Consider the following 16159-nt stretch of genomic DNA (forward strand, 5'->3'; position numbering starts at 1 on the left):
CGGCCGTATTTCTGGCGTGACCTTGGAAGCCTGAAAGGAAGTGGCGATGACCGATGAACTGGACCGCGTGCGCGATCACTATCGCGCAACAGGATTGACCGATCGATTGAAGACTGYGCTGGCGGTGTTTGGGCCTCAGGAACAGCGGCTGAAGCCCGGGCAACTGGCGACCCTCGACCAGTTCCACACCCGCGGGCTGGCCGCGACAGCGGAGCTCGCCAATCTGGCCGTCATCACTGCCGGCATGTCGGTGCTCGACGTCGGATCGGGCGTCGGCGGGCCGGCTCGCTTCCTTGCGGAGACCTATGGCTGCCAGGTGACAGGCCTCGACCTCAGCGAACCTTTCGTCGAGGCCGCGCGCTACCTGACCGCGCGAACCGGGCAGGACGACAAGGTGTCGTTCGAAACCGGCAGCGCGCTTGCGCTTCCCTTCGAGGACGGCATGTTCGACGCCGCGCTGTTGCAGCATGTGGCGATGAACATCGCCGACCGGCCGCTGCTCTACCGCGAGATCAGGCGCGTGYTGAAGCCAGGCGGAAAATTCGCGACCTTCGACGTCGTGCTGAATAGCGGCGATCCGCTCTATCCGGTTCCGTGGGCGAGGACGCCGGGCGAAAGCTTCCTGCTGACGGCCGAGGCGACCTGCGAGGCGATCGAGGCGGCCGGCTTCGGCACGCTCGTGCGCCGCGACGACACCACCGTCGCCAAGGCCTGGTTCGCCGAGCTCCGCGCCTCCGGCCCGCCGCCTACACTCAATCTCGGCGTCGTCATGGGGCAGGGGTTCGCGGAACTCGCCACCAATCTCGGACGCAATCTTATGGAAGGTCGGCTGGGCATCCTCACGGCGGTGTTCGAAGCCGTTCCCGTCAACTGAGCAATTCCAGGAAAAGTGTTCAGCGGTTAGGCTCGGCGACTTCGCCGTAGCCTTTCGTCCGGAATTGCGAAAACTAAGATTTATAGGAGGCGAAGATGTCACCGGCAGTGATCTTCAACATCCACCTCGCGTTGGGCTATGTGCCCTGGCTGCTTTGCTTCACCGCCTATATCTGGCCGAAGCTCAAATCGATGGAGCCGATAGAGGCGCAGCGCGCGATCGCAGCGCTGCACAGCTTCCGCTTCTTCGGGCTTGTTTTTCTTATCCCGGGCGTCACCGGGCCGGACCTGTCAGCCGGCTTCGCAAGCTTCGCCGCCTATGGCGATTTCGCCACCGGCCTGCTCGCCATGCTGGCGCTGCTTGGCGTGAGGCGGCCCACGATCTTCTGGCCGCTCGCCGTCGCCTTCAATGTCGTGGGCGTTGTCGACCTTGTCGGCGATTACTACCACGGCGTCATGCTCGACCTACCGGGCCATGCCGGGCAGTTGGGCGCCACTTACGCGATCCCGACCCTCTACGTGCCGCTTTTGATGATCACGCATGTCGCGGCCTTCTATCTGCTGGCGCGTTCCAGGCGCCGTCAGCTGGCCGCGGCTTAATACACAGGCGTCGCCATGTGCTTGGGCGCCGGCCACTCGCTCGTGATCTCCGGCTGCACCCGACGCTCGAGATAGGTCGACAGCACGACATAACTGCGCGTCGAGGTCACGCCGGGCGTATCGTAGAGGCGGGCCAGCAGGCCTTCCAGCGCGCGCGTGTCCTCGGTGCGCACCTTGAGCAGCATGCAGGTGTCGCCGGCGACGGTGTGGATCTCCTCGACTTCCGGATATTTGGAGACCGCCATCAGCTCCGGCGTCTTGCCCCAGCCCCTGGTGTCGATATGCACGAAGGCAAGCAGCGGCTTCTTCACCGCCCTCGGATCGATGATCGCCGATGTGGCGCGGATGGCGCCGCCGCGCTTCAGCCGCTTGACCCGCTCGTGCGCCGCCGGCGGCGACAGGCCGACGCGCTCGCCGAGTTCGGCATAGCTGATGGTCGCGTCCTCGACCAGGACGCCTAATATCTTTCGGTCGATAGGGTCGACCTCGCGGGTCGGATGCCTGTTCCGCTGAATGTCATCTGTTTCTGAGTCCATATGGAAATTCTCCATTGATGCGGAATTTAATTCGGCCATTATGATGATATGTCGAACACCAATCAATCAGCAATCATAACCGAGGCCCCCCGCGCGCCGATCCCGGCCGCCGCCTACCTGCTGACCGGCTGCATCGCCGTCATCGGCTCCAATTCGCTGGTTCTGGGACCGATCGCGCCGGCAGTCGCGRCATCGTTCGGCGCCAGCGTGCCGGCAGTGATGACGGCTGCCGCGGCCTTCGGCCTCGGCACGTCGGCCAGCGCGCTTTTCCTGGCTCGCTACATCGACCGGATCGGCGCGCGCCGCATGCTGCAGGGAGCCTTGCTGTTGCTGGCGGCAGCATTGGTCGCCAGTGCCCTCGCGCCGACGGTAATGGCGCTAGTGGCATCTCAGCTCGTTGCCGGCGTCGCCGCCGGCATCGCCATGCCGGCGATCTATGCCAGCTCGGCGGCGATCGCGCCGCCYGGCCGCGAGAGCGGCACCATCGGTGTCGTGCTGACCGGCTGGACGCTTTCGATGGTCGCCGGCGTCTCGCTGTCGGCAGTGATCGCCGACCTCATCCACTGGCGCGCCGTCTTCGCGGCCGTAGCGCTGCTGGCGGGAGCGGCTGTTGCCGGCCTGGCGATGAGTTCGCTGCACGACACCAGGAAAAGCGGCCCCGCGCCGTCACCGCTCGGCGCGCTCGCCGTTGCCGGCATCGTCCCGCTGCTCATCGCCTGCGGCGCCTTCATGACCGCCTTCTACGGCGTCTACGGCTATCTCGGCGATCATCTCCATGAAGCTCTCGGCGAGCCGGTCAGCGCCAACGGCCTGGCGGCCATCGCGTATGGCCTCGGCTTCGGCGCGGCGGCTCTGCTCGACGGCGTCATCGACCGGCTCGGCGCTCGCCGTGTCATGCCCTTCGCCTATCTGCTGGTCGCCGCTGTCTATGTCGCGATTGCCCTGACGAGCACCGGCTTCGGCCTGCTGATCGCGACGATCGCCGTCTGGGGCCTAGCCAACCATTTCGGGCTGAACGTGCTGGTCATGCGCCTCACCGCTCTCGACCCGTCGCGGCGCGGCACCATCATGGGCCTGAACAGCGCGGTCACCTATCTCGCCGTCACCGTCGGCACCGCGGGCTTCGGCCCGATCTACACGAGCCTCGGCTTCGCCAATTGCGTGCTGATCGCGGCCGGGCTGATGCTGGTGGCAGCGGGCGCAGCGGCATGGCGTTCATCCGCCCGGCAATAGGCTTGCATCTGCGTTCGCACCTTCGCTAAGGCTGGCTTGCGAACCGGAGCGGAAGCGCGATGAAGACGAGCCTCGAGATCACCGCCGAGCCCTTGCCGCAGGACCTCGCTTTCCTGAGCGGGAGCCTCACCGCCTTCAACGATGCCGATGTCGGCGCGTCGGGCCGAAAACCGCTGGCGGTTTTCGTGCGCGACGAGCGTGGCGCCGTCGTTGCCGGCATTTCCGGCTATACCGCCTGGGGCTGGCTCTACGTGCAGTGGCTGTGGGTCGACGAAAGGCTGCGCGGCCGGCGCACAGCCGCCGGCATGCTCGACGCCGCCGAACGGGAGGCCATCGAACGCGGCTGCCATGGCGCCTGGATCGACACTTTCAGTCCGACCGCCGAGAAGGTTTACGAGCGCCAGGGCTACAGGCCGTTCGGCGAATTGCCGGATTTCCCGGTCGGCCGCAGCCGCATCTTCCTGCAGAAGAAATTGTAGCCCTGATCAGCCAGCCAGCTTTCCGCCGCGTAGCGGCTCAGGCGCGCCCGTGGTGCTCGGAAAGCTGATCGGCAGGCCGCGCAGCACGCGCACGGCGAGGAAAGCAAAACATTCCGCTTCCACCGCGTCGCCCTTCCATCCAAGCGTCTCGGCCTGCACCACCTCGACGCCGGCGCGGCTTTCGAGCATCGCCATCATCGTCGGATTGTGGCGGCCGCCGCCGCTGACCGCCAGCCGCTTCGGCCGGCGCGGCAACAGGTCGAGCGCCTTGCCGACGGCCGACACGGTGAAGGCTGTCAGCGTCGCCGCGCCGTCTTCGGGTCCGAGTCCTTCGGCCATCGCCGCGGTGAAGTCGAAGCGGTCGAGCGATTTCGGATAAGGCTTCGTCAGGTACGGATGCTGCAAGAGCCTGACGAGCCGTTCTTCGTCGACCTTGCCGGCGGCCGCCAGCCTGCCGTCGCGGTCCATCTCGCCGAGGCCCTTCGCCTTGATGAAATCATTGACCGGCGCATTGGCCGGCCCGGTGTCGAAGGCGACGATATCGCCCTTGCCGTCCCACCAGGTGATGTTSCCGACGCCGCCGAGATTGAGCACGGCGGTATCGCCGCTGACATCGGCCGCCTTGAGCAGCGCCVCATGATAGGCGGCCGCCAAAGGCGCGCCTTGCCCGCCAGCCGCGACATCGGCCGAGCGGAAATCATAGGCGACCTTGGTGCCGAGCAGCGAGGCCATCAGTTCGCCGTCACCAAGCTGGCGGGTGCGGCCGATGCGTCCCGGCTGCGGCGCGCGGTGGAGCACCGTCTGGCCGTGGAAGCCGACGATGCCGATATCGGCCATGCTCATGCCTTGGCTCTCGACCAGATCCTTGACCGCCGCCGATTGCGCCCGCGTCAGCGCCTCCTCCGCCTCGCGGAAGATCGCCGGCTCCGGTCCCTCGAAATTCCAGGCGCGCGCCTGGCGCAGCGTCTCTTCGAGCAGGGCGCGGATCGATCGCGGGTAGGGGGCCAGCGTATACGTGCCGGTGTCGGCGATGCGCTCGCCGTCCGTCTTGATCAGCGCCACGTCGATATTGCCGTCGAGCACCGTGCCGGTCATCAGGCCGACGGCCCAGATTGGTTCCATGATCTTGTCCCCGAATCGTCGTCCAACCACGTGTCGGACGGATCGGCGCGGCAGGCAAGTCTTTCACCGCGCCTAGAGCAATTCCAGGAAAAGTGTGAGCGGTTTTCCGTCCGGAATTGCGTGAAAACAAGAAGATAGAGCGGTTCGCCGCTTCCGTGAAACGGCGAACCGCTCTATGCCGGCCGCCTTTTGCGCCAAAGGACGAAAATCGAGCAACCACGTTCTTGCCTCTTGCCGCCGAAGGCGCGAGCCTGCGGATCCGATATCGAGCTATCCGGAGGAAAGGCCATGGCAGCCAATGTTGCAGTGATCGCGGGCGCCGGCTCAGGCTTAAGCGCCTCGCTGGCGCGGCTTCTCGCCAAGGAAGGTTTCCGCGTCGTTCTCGCCGCGCGCAATGTCGACAAGCTTGCCGCGCTGCTGAAGGAAACGGGCGCGGTGGCCGTGGAAACCGACGTGTCGGACCCGGCTTCCGTCGAGCGGCTGTTCGAGGCGGCCGATAAGGCTGGCCCCCTCGAAATCGCCGTCTTCAACGCCAGCGGCCGCACGCGCGGCCCGATCGCCGAGCTCGATCCGGAGGCGGTCAAGCAGGCGCTGCTTGTCGGTGCCTATGGCGGGTTCCTGGTCGGCCAGCTGGCGGCGCGCCGGCTTCTTGCGCGCGGCTCCGGCTCGATCCTGTTCACCGGCGCCACGGCAAGCCTCAAGGGCTTCCCCGGCTCGGCCGGTTTCGCTATGCCGAAATTCGGCCTGCGCGGGCTGGCGCAATCGATGGCGCGCGAGCTTAGCCCGAAGAACATTCATGTCGCGCATTTCATCATCGACGGCCAGATCGAGCCGACCGGACAGGCGCCCGAGCCCGACCGTCCGGATCGTCGCCTCTCRCCCGACGCGATCGCCGAGACCTATCTCGCCGTCCATCGCCAGCATCGCAGCGCCTGGAGCTTCGAGGTCGAGCTGAGGCCCTGGGTCGAGACGTTCTGACGATCCGTCGCACGAACTGCACAATAACGCACCCGGCCGCGGACTCTTTGTTTTAGAAGGTCTGCATATGCCGTGGTGCCATTTTAGCGATCTGCAATGTAAAAAAGCACAAAATAAAAGATACCTTTACTTAACTTCGGCGTGCATACTGCGAATTGGTCAGAATTGTTGTCCGGCTCTCCTGCACGAATTGAGAATGGGCATGCCGCTTACACGTCGCACGCTGTTTGCAGCCGGAGGCGGAGGGCTGCTGATCGCGCAGGCCCAAGCCGCGGCCACGCCGRCCCGGGCGCAGGACGCTCCAAGACCCATCGTCGGCGACAACAGGCTGCGCATCGCCATGCCGGCCTTCGCTTCGGATCCGTTCTTTCCGGCCGACGGCTCCGGAGCCGGTGGCATCGATATGGATCTTGCGCGCGGCTTAGCCACGGAGCTTGGCGTCGAACCGGTGTTCGACCGGTCTGCGGTGACCTTCGACGCCATGGTGCAAAGGCTGACCTCCGGTGAGGCGGACCTGGCGATCGGCAAGCTGAGCCGCACCCTCCAGCGCGGCCGTTCGATCCTCTATTCGCGGCCTTACGCCATGCTGCACCAGGGCCTGCTCGCCAATCGCGTGAACCTGGCGCGCATCACGCAAGGCAAGCCGCCTGAACAGATCATCCGCGACTTCTCCGGCGATCTCGGCGTGATCGAAGGCTCGTCCTTCGCCACCTATGCGGCGGTCACTTTCCCGCACGCCACGATCCAGCGGTTCGCGGGCTGGAACACGGTCATCGATGCGATCCGCAACGGCACGATCGACCTCGCCTATCGCGATGATTTCGAGATCAAGAAGCTGATGGTCGACGATCCGTCGATGACGGTGGTCGCGCGCTCGATCACGCTGACCGACAAGGTCGACACGATCGCGGTCGGCGTCAGTCCGGCCAATCCGCATCTGGCGGCCTTTGTCGATCTCTATCTCGATCTCGCGCGAGGCCAGCAGGTCCTCAACACCGACGAGATCATCGCCCGCTATCGCCAGGGGAGCAAAGCCTGACAATGGCCGTCTCGGATGCAGCCGCACCCATGCCCTTCGATTGGCGCTTGGCGGCAAAGCGCATCCTGCGCTCGCCATTGACGACGATCATCATGATCCTGGCCGGGATCCTGTGCGGACTCTACTACCCGGCATTCGCCCATGCGATCAGCCCTTTGGCGCAGGTCTACCTGAATTTCCTCAAGATGGTCGTCCTGCCCTATCTCGTCTCGTCCGTCATCTTCTCGATCACGGCTATGGTCCAGGACCCGAAATCGGYCCGCTACCTCGGCAAGGTCGGCATCGCCGTGCTGGTCGTGTCGTTCCTCGCCGTGCTGGTGAGCGGCACCTATTCGCTGATCCTCAAGCCTGGCCAGATCGAAAACCCGCAGTCGCGCATCGAGCTCGGCGAGTTCATCAACTCCCAGGGCAGCGTCTCCACCGATCTCGCATTTCCCTTCCAGCCGCCGCCGTCGACCGGGGATCCGAACGGCGGGCATTCGATCTTCATGGATCTGGTGCCCAACAACGTCTTCAACGCGCTGGCCTCGGGCCAGACCATCCAGGTGCTGTTGTTCTGCCTGCTTTTCGGGCTGGCGATGGGGAAAATCCCGCAGCCCTCGTCGCTCAGCCTGTCGCAGGCGCTCAACGCGGTGTACCGGGCCTGCACGGTGCTGACCAACTGGTTCGTCTGGGGACTGCCCTTCGCAACCTTCATCCTGATCGCCGACCAGACCGCGTCGACCGGCACCAAGCCGCTGATGCTGATGGGYGGTTACCYGCTGGTGATGGGCCTGTCCTGCCTGACATTCCTCGCCGGCGCCTTTGCCGTCATCGCCATACGCTCGCGGCGAAGCTACTGGGCCACGATCAAGACCCTTCAGCCGCTTCTGATGGTGGCCATCACGACGCGCTCCACAGTCGCCTCGCTCCCCTGGGTCATCAACCTTTTGAGCGAACGGCTACGCTTCAACCTTGTGGTGGTCGAGCTGCTCGTGCCGTTGCAGGCGGCGCTGCTGCGAACCGGTCCGGCGCTGGTCTACATCTCGGRCACGCTGTTCATCGCCCAGCTCTACGGCCATCAGTTGGCGATCCCGGACCTCTTGCTTGTCGGCGTCGCCTCCGCGCTTCTAGCGCTAACGACAGGCGGCATGGGCAGCCTGCTGATCCTGTCGCAGATGTCTATTGTTTGCGGTTATCTGAAGCTTCCCTTCGAGGCGGCGTTCGCCCTGTTTGTCGCGGTGGACGCGGCCGTGGACACGCTGATGACGCTGTCCAGCGTCTCCACCGTGGCCGCAAGCACGGCAATGATCGCGCCCAGCCATCGGGAGGCGGCGCAGGGCACTGAAACCATCGCGCAAGAGCTCGAAGCCGAGCCCGCTCGATGATCGACGAAGCCATCCGTCCCCAGCTCGGCATCATCGGTGGTCTCGGGCCGCTGGCATCGGCCGATTTCTACTTCAAGCTCACCCGGATGACCGAAGCGCTGCGCGACAACGAGCATGTGCCTTGCGTCATCCTCAGCGTGCCGCAACTGCCCGACAGGACCGAGGCGATCCTGRCCGGCCATGACGGGCCTCTGGYCCCGCTGACGGCCGCGGTTTCGACGCTCAATGCGCTCGGCGTTGCGTGCATCGCCATGCCCTGCAACACCGCCCATCATTGGTACGACAAGCTGGCGGCGAACTCGCGAGCCGAGATCATCCACATCGGCGACGCGGTGGTGGCGGAGATCCGCCGCGGCCTGGACCGGGGCCGGGTTGCGAACCTCGCAACCCGGGGCACGCTGGTTTCCGGCTTCTACCAGCACAGGATATCGGCGGCGGGGTTCGACCTCTGCCTCCCGCTGGATGCCGAGTTTCAGGAGCGCGTCGACAGCGCGATCATGCTCGTCAAGGCCGGGTCGATCGCGCAAGCCGCGGCCGAGACCGAACGCGCGCTTCATCTCGCGCAGCTGGCCGGCGCCGATGCAGCACTTCTCGGCTGCACCGAATTGTCGGTGGTGGCGGCCAGCCTCGGCGACACGAACGGATTGATCGTCATCGACAGCAATGCGGCACTGGCGCGAGCCAGCCTGACACGATTGGGCTTCGGCGTTCAGGAAGCGCGGGGCCTGCCGAAGGTGCCCCGCTTGCGCGCGAATGGCCGATCGAGCTGGCGCGCCACGCAGCGGGCCTCCTAGAGCAATCCAGGAAAAGTGCGTAGCGGTTTTCCGTCCGGAATTGCGTGAAAACAAGAAATTGGAGCGGTTTGGCGATTCCATGAAACGCTGAACCGCTCGTCACCGCTTCCAGATCAAAGCCGGCTTGCGAGCAGCCGGTGTTCTCCAAGTCACAAAATCTTTGAGAGAATATTTTCCGCCTCCCGTCTGAGAGGAAAAGCGCTTCTTTGCCCAGCCGGGCAGCATTGGCGATGCTGATATCAAGGCTTCGCATCCCGCCAGGCCAAAAAGATTTCAGGATCGCAAGGAACGCATCATGTCCGAAAGTGGCAACGCTTCAAAATCTCTCGTTACGTCAATCACCAGACGCGCCGGATTGGCGGCGCTTCTCGCCACGACATTGGCCGTCATCGGCCTTGCTGCGCCGTCGCCGTCCTTCGCCGAGGACAAGAAGTCGATCAAGGTCGGCATCATCAGCGGCGAGGATGAGGATGTCTGGCGCGTCGTCACCGCCGAGGCGGCCAAGAAAGGACTGACGATTGAGACCGTCGTCTTCAACGACTACACCCAGCCCAACGAGGCGCTGGAGCGCGRTGAGATCGACGCCAACGCTTTCCAGCATAAGCCCTATCTCGACAACCAGATCAAAACGCAAGGCTACCACATCGTGCCGGTCGGCTACACGGCCGTCTGGCCGATCGGCCTCTATTCGAAGAAGCACGCCAAGGTCGCCGAATTGCCGGAAGGAGCCGTCATCGGTGTGCCGAACGATCCGTCCAACGAGGGCCGCGCGCTGCATGTCCTGGACCATGAAGGCCTGATCAAGCTCAAGGACGGCACCGGTATCCTGGCGACGACCGCCGACATTGCGGAGAACCCCAAGAAGCTCGAGATCAAGGAGCTCGACGCCGGCATCGTCGGTCGCTCGGTCGACGATCTCGACGCCGCCGTCGTCAACACCGACTGGGCGCTGAAGAGCGGCCTCGGCCCCGAAAACCGCATCGCGCAGGAACCGGTGGCGGATAATCCCTACCGCAACTTCATCGCGGTCAAGGCCGGAGCCGAGAACGAGCCGTGGGTGAAGACGCTGGTCGCCTCCTATCAGAATGAGGCGGTCAAGGCCGAGTTCGACAAGGTCTACAAAGGCACCGGGATCAGCGCCTATTGATCGGCGCCTGGCTGGCAGCAACAGGCGGTCCGCCTCTGAGCGGGCCGCCATCGTATTTTCGGACTGAGACGGAAACAGAGATGAACCAGCATGTCTCGGCCGGTGTCGCCGATCCCGTCCGCGTCCAGCCGGCCGGGCTTGAAGACGTTGTCCGCCTCGTCGGCCTGAAGCGCCGCTTCGGCGCGACGGCTGCCCTCGACGGTGTCTCGCTCACGGTGAAGAAGGGCGAGATCCTCGGCATCATCGGACGCAGCGGCGCCGGCAAGTCGACGCTGATCCGCTGCCTGAACGGGCTGGAGCGCCCCGATTCCGGCGAGGTCTTCATCGAGGGCCGCGAGATCAGCCGTCTGGGCGAGCGCGAGCTGCAGCCGCTGCGCCGTCGCATCGGCATGGTGTTCCAGCATTTCAATCTTCTGTCGGCGAAGACGGTCGAGGAGAATGTCGCGCTGCCGCTCAAGATCGAAGGGCGGCCGCGCGCCGAGCGCATGGCGCGAGCGGCCGAGCTTCTGCAACTCGTCGGCCTGTCCGAGAAGGCCAGGGCCTATCCGGCCTCGCTGTCGGGCGGGCAGAAGCAGCGCGTCGGCATCGCCAGGGCGCTTGCCGCCCGACCGGCGCTGCTCTTGTCGGACGAGGCCACCTCGGCGCTCGATCCGGAGACGACGCGCTCGATCCTGGCGCTGCTCAAGGATATCAATTCCAGGCTCGGGCTCACCATCCTGCTGATCACGCATGAGATGGAGGTGATCCGTTCGATCGCGGATCGCGTGGCGGTGATCGACGCCGGCCGGATCGTCGAGGAAGGCGCCGTGTGGCAGGTCTTCGCTGATCMGAAATCGGAGATCACCCGCAGCCTGCTCGGCGGCATCCGGCCGCAATTGCCGCCAGAGATCGCCAGCCGGCTGGTTCCGGGCGAAGGCGCGGAAACGATCCTTAGGATCGATGTCGCCGGCGAGGCCGCGCGCGGGGCTTTGCTTTCTGATCTTGCCGCGGCGGTGCCGGGCCAATTCCGCCTGGTGCATGGCGGCGTCGACCATGTCCAGGGCCAGCCCGTCGGCACGCTGTTCCTGGCCGTTGCCGGCGCTGAAGCCGCGCATCTTGCGCAAGTGACGACATTCCTCAAGGAGCGCGACGCGCGGGTAAAGGTGCTTGGCCATGTCGCCGGTCCTGTTTGAACTCCTCATCCGCTCGATCTGGGAAACGGTGCTGATGACCGGGGCGTCCGGTCTGATCTCGCTGGTCTTCGGCCTGCCGCTCGGCCTTGCCCTGGTCGCCACCGATCGCGGCGGCATCGCGGAGAGCCTTTGGGTCAACCGCATTCTCGGCGCCATCATCAACGGCTTCCGTTCGGTTCCTTTCATCATTTTGCTGGTGGCGCTGATCCCGGTGACGCGGCTGATCGTCGGCACCTCGATCGGCACCTGGGCGGCGATCGTGCCGCTGTCGATCGCCGCCACGCCCTACTACGCCCGCATCGCCGAAGTGTCGCTGCGCGAGGTCGACCACGGGCTGATCGAGGCGGCGCGCGCCATGGGCGGCAACCGCTGGACGATCATTCGCGAGGTGCTGGTGCCGGAAGCGCTGCCGGGCATCGTCGCCGGCTTCACGGTGACGCTGGTGACGCTGGTCGGCGCTTCGGCCATGGCCGGCGCCATCGGCGCCGGCGGGCTCGGCGACCTCGCCATCCGCTATGGCTATCAGCGTTTCGAGACCAGCGTGATGGTTGCCRTCGTCGTCGTGCTCATTGTGCTCGTCTGCGGCATCCAGTGGATCGGCGACAAGCTGGTGGCGCGGCTGGATCACCGCGGATGAGGACGCGGGCGGGAGGAACGAACGCAATTTTGCCGCGACCGATGGGAATTGAGCGCGAGCTTCCTCCGTTTGCAATGAGATTGGTTGGTACGTTTCTTCATCCGCAATGACGCCCATGTCATCGTGAGGTGGGGCCGCGAGTCTCGCCAAGAGGAGCCTGTCAATGCCTAGAATAATTCCCGTTCTCGATCTCGACCGCCTGGAGCAGGGCGCATCGGAACTGCGGACATTCTTGTTCGATCTGCGCACCGCCGCCCGCGATGTCGGTTTCTTCTATCTGAGCGGTCACGGCATCACCCAGCCAGAGATCGACGCGGTGCTGGGCGCGGCGCGCCGCTTCTTCGCTTTGCCGGAAGCCGACAAGCTCGGCATCGAGATGGTGAAGTCGCCGCAATTCCGTGGCTATACGCGCGCCGGCGGCGAGCTGACCAGGGGCAAGGCAGACTGGCGAGAGCAGCTCGACATCGGCGTCGAACGCGCGACCATTGCGCAAAGGCCGGGGGTGCCGGCCTGGACGCGGCTGCAGGGCCCGAACCAGTGGCCTGCCGCGCTCCCTGATCTGAAGYCGGCGCTGCTTGCCTGGCAGGCCAAGGCGACCGATGTGGCGATCCGGCTGCTTAAGGCCTTCGCGCTGTCGCTCGACCAGCCGGAGGACGCCTTCGATCCGATCTATCACGGCGAACCGAACCACCGCATGAAGATCGTGCGCTATCCCGGCCGCGACGCCACCGGCGACGACCAGGGCGTGGGCGCGCACAAGGATGGCGGCTTCCTCACGCTCCTGCTCCAGGACGAGAACAAGGGCCTGCAGGTCGAATATGACGGCAGCTGGGTCGACGTCGATCCGATCCCGCAAACGCTGGTCGTCAACATCGGCGAGCTGCTCGAGCTCGCCTCGAACGGCTACCTCAGAGCTACAGTGCACCGCGTTGTCACGCCGCCGGCCGGCGTCGAACGGATTTCGGTGCCGTTCTTCTTCAGCGCCCGGCTCGATGCCACCATCCCGCTGCTCGATCTGCCCGAGGAACTGGCGACCGAGGCGCGCGGCCCGGCCAGCGACCCCGACAATCCGCTCTTCCGCAATGTCRGGACCAATGTGCTGAAAGGCCGGCTGAGGTCGCATCCCGACGTGGCGCGGCGTCACTATGCCGACCTGCTGGAAAAAGTATCGGCCGCAGGCTGACGGTTTCCGATGAGTGAGCGAGATTTTTTCGCGATTTCGATTTTTTTTGGAATTCTGTTCGTGGAAAATACACCGTTCAGGCCCCAAATAGATGGCATCGCTCGGTGTTTTCCTCCCATTGCGCCGGGCGATGTTCCCCTCTGAAGGTTATGACCTTCATTCTTGGCCGGGCCGCTTTCGCGCCCGGCCTTTTTCTTATCCGTGCTGGAATGAAGCATGTCTCCCGAAAGTGGGAACCGGTTTCGGGATAAAGATATGCGCAAAATCAAAAGCCTGAAGCGCATGGAGCGAATCTGAACGATCGCGACGCGCTTTAGGCCGATCAGGCGAAGCTTATGCGGATGGTTCCGTAGCGGCCGAAATCCGAGACGATCTCGTCGCCGTGCCGGCATTCGACAGGCCGGATGAATGAGCCCGACAGCACGACCTGCCCGGCCTCGATCCGCATGCCGTATTGATGCAGCCGGGTGGCGAGCCAGACGATGCCCTTGGCGGGATGATCGAGCACGCCGGCGCCCAGGCCCGTTTCCTCGACCTCGCCGTTGCGCGAGACGATCGCGCCGATCCAGCGCAGATCCGCCTCGCGCGGGCCGGTCACGCGGCCGCCGACGACGATGCCGGCATTGGCCGCATTGTCCGAGATCGTATCGAAGAAGGTGCGGATCTTGCCGGTCTCCTTGTTCATCCGCTCGATGCGGGTGTCGAGGATTTCGAGCGCCGGGGTGATGTGGTCGGTGGCGTCGAGCACATCGTCGATCGAAATGTCCGGGCCGGCCAAAGGCGCCTTCATGACGAAGGCGATCTCGGCCTCGATGCGCGGCTGGATGAAACGATCGGCCGGCACCGTGCCGCCGTCCGCGAAGAACATATCGTCGAACAGGATGCCGGAATCCGGAATGTCGATGCTGAGCGCCGACTGCATCGCCTTCGAGGTCAGGCCGATCTTCCAGCCCTTGATCGTCAATCCCGAAGCGGCYTTCCTTTTCACCAACGCCGCCTGCACGCGGTAGGCATCGTCCATCGTCGCTTGCGGAAATTCGAGGCTGAGCAGCCCGATCTGACGACGGTCGCGCTCGGCTTCGAACAGCCGGCGGGCGGCGTCCTCGACTTGGCTTTCGGTCATCATCGGCCGGCCTCTTCGTCGACGACGCCGTTGCGCAGGAGTCCAATGCCTTCGGCCTCGACCTCGATCACGTCGCCCGGCCTCAGCCAGACCGGCGGGTCGAAGCGGGCGCCGGCGCCCGTCGGCGTGCCGGTGACGAAGACGTCGCCTGGCGCCAGTGTCGTGAAGGTCGAGATGTAGGTGATGATCTTGCGGAAGGAAAAGATCATGCGGCCCGTGCGATCCTGCTGGCGGATTTCACCGTTGACGCGCGTGGTGAGCGCAATGTCCGCGATCTGCGCCTCGTCGGTGAACGGCACGAGCCATGGCCCGATCGAGCCTGTGCGGTCGAAATTCTTGCCTTGGGTGACGTTGAACTTGGCGTGGCGCACCCAGTCGCGGATCGTGCCTTCATTGCAGAGCGAAAGCGCCGCGATATGGCCGAGCGCATCGGTCTCGGCGATCCGTCGTCCGCCCTTGCCGATGACGATGACGATCTCGCCCTCATAGTCGAGCTGAGACGATTCCGGCGGCCGCACCAGCGGCGCATCATGGCCGACGAAGGAGCGCGGAAAGCGGATGAACAGCGACGGGTTGGAAGGCGCCGCCTGGCCATCCTTGTATTCCTCGTTGCGGTCCGGATAGTTGACGCCGACGCAGATGATCTTTTCGGGGGAGGGGACCGGAATCTCGTAGGCTATGTCCTCGACCCGGAAATCGGCCGCGAGGCCGTCGGCCTCCTCGGCGAGTCTCACGAGCGCACCGGCCTCGATCACCTCGCGCAGCGTCGGCCATTCGGGATGGCGCGTCGAGAGATCGACGACGCCCTTGTCGGTGATCGCGCCGTAGCGCGTCTTGCCGCCGACGGTGAAGGTGGCGAGGCGCGCCATGCTCATGCCGATGCCCCCTTACGGCGCCACGATCGGCGAGGCCGCCAGGTCGGCCTTGCGCGGTTCCACACCCGCGAACACGCTGCCTTCCTCGAACCAGCTTCGCGGCGCCGGCGCGCCCCACAGCGTCTGGCGCTGCGGATCCTTGAGATCCCACTTGATCGGCTCCAGGTCCGGGTCGACCGTCTGGTAGTCCGAGCAATAGATCTCGATGCGGTGGTTGTCGGGATCGCGGATGTAGAGGAAGAAGGCGTTGGAGATGCCGTGCCGTCCAGGGYCGCGCTCGATATTGCCGACGTAGCCGGTGGTCGCCATCAGGTCGAGCAGGTCGATGATGTTGAGCGGCGTCGGCACCCAGAAGGCGACATGGTGCAGCCGCGGGCCGAAGCCGTTGGTGAAGGCGATGTCGTGCACGCCACCCTTGCGGTGCGTCCAGGCCGCCCACAGCTTCCCGGTCTCTTCGTCCTGCGTGTACTCGGTCACGCGGAAGCCGAGCTCATTGTAGAAGGCCACTGATTCATCGACATTCGGCGAGAAGCAGTTGAAGTGGTCGATGCGCAGCGGTTTCACGCCACGATAGAGCACGTATTTTTGATGGATCGGCGGCAGCCGCTCCATCTTCGAATAGAATTCGAGYGGGATGCCGTGCGGATCGCGGGTGCGGAAGGTGCGCGACTGGTAGGGCCGCTCCACCCACTCCACCGGTAAACCTTTGCCCTTGAAGAAGTGCTCGGCCTTGTCGAGGTCCTCGTCGGAGAAAACCTTGAAGCCGAGTTCGCGCGCTTCCGGCGTCGCCGCCTTGCGCAGCACGATGCAGTGATGGCCGCGTTCCTCCATGGCGCGCAGATAGATGGCGCCGCTCGTCTCGTCGGTCACCTGCAGGCCGAGCGTGTCGACATAGAAGGCGCGTGACTTGGCAAGGTCGGTGACGGCAAGCTCGACATGGCTGAGCCGCACGATGTTGAAGGCAGGGTAGAGGTTGGGTTGGGGCAGGGCCATTGGTGTCT

At 64.8% G+C, this 16159-nt stretch carries 17 protein-coding genes; 12 read left to right on the forward strand and 5 right to left on the reverse strand.

Translation table 11 applies throughout. From position 1 onward, the window contains the following. Positions 1–46: 46 nt before the first annotated feature. Both LCM4576_RS25885 and LCM4576_RS25890 read left to right on the forward strand, forming a co-directional pair. Complete coding sequence (locus LCM4576_RS25885; protein ID WP_071035339.1) at positions 47–874, forward strand: class I SAM-dependent methyltransferase; 828 nt, start codon at positions 47–49, stop codon at positions 872–874. Positions 875–969: 95 nt separating this feature from the next. Then, positions 970–1473: a hypothetical protein gene (locus LCM4576_RS25890; RefSeq protein ID WP_071035340.1), complete on the forward strand. Its 504-nt coding sequence runs from the start codon at positions 970–972 to the stop codon at positions 1471–1473. Here LCM4576_RS25890 and LCM4576_RS25895 read toward each other — a convergent pair. Continuing rightward, positions 1470–2009 carry an Lrp/AsnC family transcriptional regulator gene (locus LCM4576_RS25895; protein ID WP_071035865.1) on the reverse strand — a complete coding sequence of 180 codons (540 nt, stop codon included), beginning with the start codon at positions 2007–2009 and terminating at the stop codon, positions 1470–1472. The genes LCM4576_RS25890 and LCM4576_RS25895 overlap by 4 nt on opposite strands. A 48-nt stretch (positions 2010–2057) precedes the next feature. Between LCM4576_RS25895 and LCM4576_RS25900 the strand changes: the two genes are divergently transcribed. Both LCM4576_RS25900 and LCM4576_RS25905 read left to right on the forward strand, forming a co-directional pair. Then, positions 2058–3242 (forward strand): MFS transporter, encoded by a 1185-nt coding sequence (locus LCM4576_RS25900; protein WP_071035341.1) that lies wholly within the window; start codon positions 2058–2060, stop codon positions 3240–3242. Positions 3243–3301: 59 nt separating this feature from the next. Beyond that, positions 3302–3721 carry an N-acetyltransferase gene (locus LCM4576_RS25905; protein ID WP_071035342.1) on the forward strand — a complete coding sequence of 140 codons (420 nt, stop codon included), beginning with the start codon at positions 3302–3304 and terminating at the stop codon, positions 3719–3721. A 6-nt stretch (positions 3722–3727) separates the two neighbouring features. Here the strand turns inward: LCM4576_RS25905 and LCM4576_RS25910 are convergent, their stop codons facing one another. After that, the gene (locus LCM4576_RS25910; RefSeq protein ID WP_071035343.1) at positions 3728–4843 is read right to left on the reverse strand and encodes an anhydro-N-acetylmuramic acid kinase; all 1116 of its coding nucleotides are present in this window, start codon (positions 4841–4843) and stop codon (positions 3728–3730) included. Positions 4844–5131: 288 nt separating this feature from the next. Here LCM4576_RS25910 and LCM4576_RS25915 point away from each other — a divergent pair, with 288 nt between their 5' ends. From LCM4576_RS25915 to LCM4576_RS25950, 8 genes are all read left to right on the forward strand, one after another. Further along, positions 5132–5821, forward strand: coding sequence for an SDR family NAD(P)-dependent oxidoreductase (locus tag LCM4576_RS25915; RefSeq protein ID WP_071035344.1), 690 nt, complete (start codon positions 5132–5134; stop codon positions 5819–5821). Between the two features lie 202 nt (positions 5822–6023). Further along, on the forward strand, positions 6024–6860 hold the full coding sequence (locus tag LCM4576_RS25920) for an ABC transporter substrate-binding protein (protein ID WP_071035866.1): 837 nt from the start codon (positions 6024–6026) through the stop codon (positions 6858–6860). Positions 6861–6862: 2 nt separating this feature from the next. Beyond that, on the forward strand, positions 6863–8227 hold the full coding sequence (locus LCM4576_RS25925) for a dicarboxylate/amino acid:cation symporter (RefSeq protein ID WP_071035345.1): 1365 nt from the start codon (positions 6863–6865) through the stop codon (positions 8225–8227). Then, positions 8224–9021, forward strand: coding sequence for an aspartate/glutamate racemase family protein (locus LCM4576_RS25930; RefSeq protein ID WP_071035346.1), 798 nt, complete (start codon positions 8224–8226; stop codon positions 9019–9021). The genes LCM4576_RS25925 and LCM4576_RS25930 overlap by 4 nt, the downstream gene beginning before the upstream one ends. Before the next feature lie 295 nt (positions 9022–9316). Continuing rightward, positions 9317–10168, forward strand: a complete 852-nt coding sequence (locus LCM4576_RS25935; protein WP_071035347.1) for a MetQ/NlpA family lipoprotein — start codon at positions 9317–9319, stop codon at positions 10166–10168. 80 nt (positions 10169–10248) lie between these two features. Then, the gene (locus LCM4576_RS25940) at positions 10249–11340 is read left to right on the forward strand and encodes a methionine ABC transporter ATP-binding protein (protein WP_071035348.1); all 1092 of its coding nucleotides are present in this window, start codon (positions 10249–10251) and stop codon (positions 11338–11340) included. Next, positions 11321–11977 carry a methionine ABC transporter permease gene (locus LCM4576_RS25945; RefSeq protein ID WP_071035867.1) on the forward strand — a complete coding sequence of 219 codons (657 nt, stop codon included), beginning with the start codon at positions 11321–11323 and terminating at the stop codon, positions 11975–11977. Before LCM4576_RS25940 ends, LCM4576_RS25945 begins: the two co-directional genes overlap by 20 nt. A 163-nt stretch (positions 11978–12140) precedes the next feature. Further along, entirely contained in the window at positions 12141–13160 is a 1020-nt protein-coding gene (locus LCM4576_RS25950; protein WP_071035349.1) for an isopenicillin N synthase family oxygenase, read from the forward strand. 322 nt (positions 13161–13482) lie between these two features. Here LCM4576_RS25950 and hpaH read toward each other — a convergent pair whose 3' ends face one another. The 3 genes from hpaH to hpaD are packed head-to-tail and all read right to left on the reverse strand — an operon-like array spanning position 13483 to position 16151. Further along, a complete protein-coding gene (gene hpaH / locus LCM4576_RS25955) occupies positions 13483–14286 on the reverse strand; it encodes a 2-oxo-hept-4-ene-1,7-dioate hydratase (RefSeq protein WP_071035350.1) in 804 nt (267 codons plus the stop codon). Further along, the gene (locus LCM4576_RS25960; protein ID WP_071035351.1) at positions 14283–15158 is read right to left on the reverse strand and encodes a fumarylacetoacetate hydrolase family protein; all 876 of its coding nucleotides are present in this window, start codon (positions 15156–15158) and stop codon (positions 14283–14285) included. Before LCM4576_RS25960 ends, hpaH begins: the two co-directional genes overlap by 4 nt. A 12-nt stretch (positions 15159–15170) precedes the next feature. Further along, entirely contained in the window at positions 15171–16151 is a 981-nt protein-coding gene (gene hpaD / locus LCM4576_RS25965; protein WP_071035352.1) for a 3,4-dihydroxyphenylacetate 2,3-dioxygenase, read from the reverse strand. Positions 16152–16159 lie beyond the last annotated feature (8 nt).

The sequence above is a fragment of the Mesorhizobium sp. LCM 4576 genome, from assembly GCF_001854815.1.
Taxonomy (GTDB): domain Bacteria; phylum Pseudomonadota; class Alphaproteobacteria; order Rhizobiales; family Rhizobiaceae; genus Mesorhizobium; species Mesorhizobium plurifarium.

Excerpts from the sequence above, each read along its gene's own strand:
- LCM4576_RS25960 (WP_071035351.1), bottom strand. The coding sequence starts at position 15,158 with ATGAGCATGGCGCGCCTCGCCACCTTCACCGTCGGCGGCAAGACGCGC.
- LCM4576_RS25895 (WP_071035865.1), bottom strand. The coding sequence starts at position 2,009 with ATGGACTCAGAAACAGATGACATTCAGCGGAACAGGCATCCGACCCGC.
- LCM4576_RS25905 (WP_071035342.1), top strand. The coding sequence starts at position 3,302 with ATGAAGACGAGCCTCGAGATCACCGCCGAGCCCTTGCCGCAGGACCTC.
- LCM4576_RS25890 (WP_071035340.1), top strand. The coding sequence starts at position 970 with ATGTCACCGGCAGTGATCTTCAACATCCACCTCGCGTTGGGCTATGTG.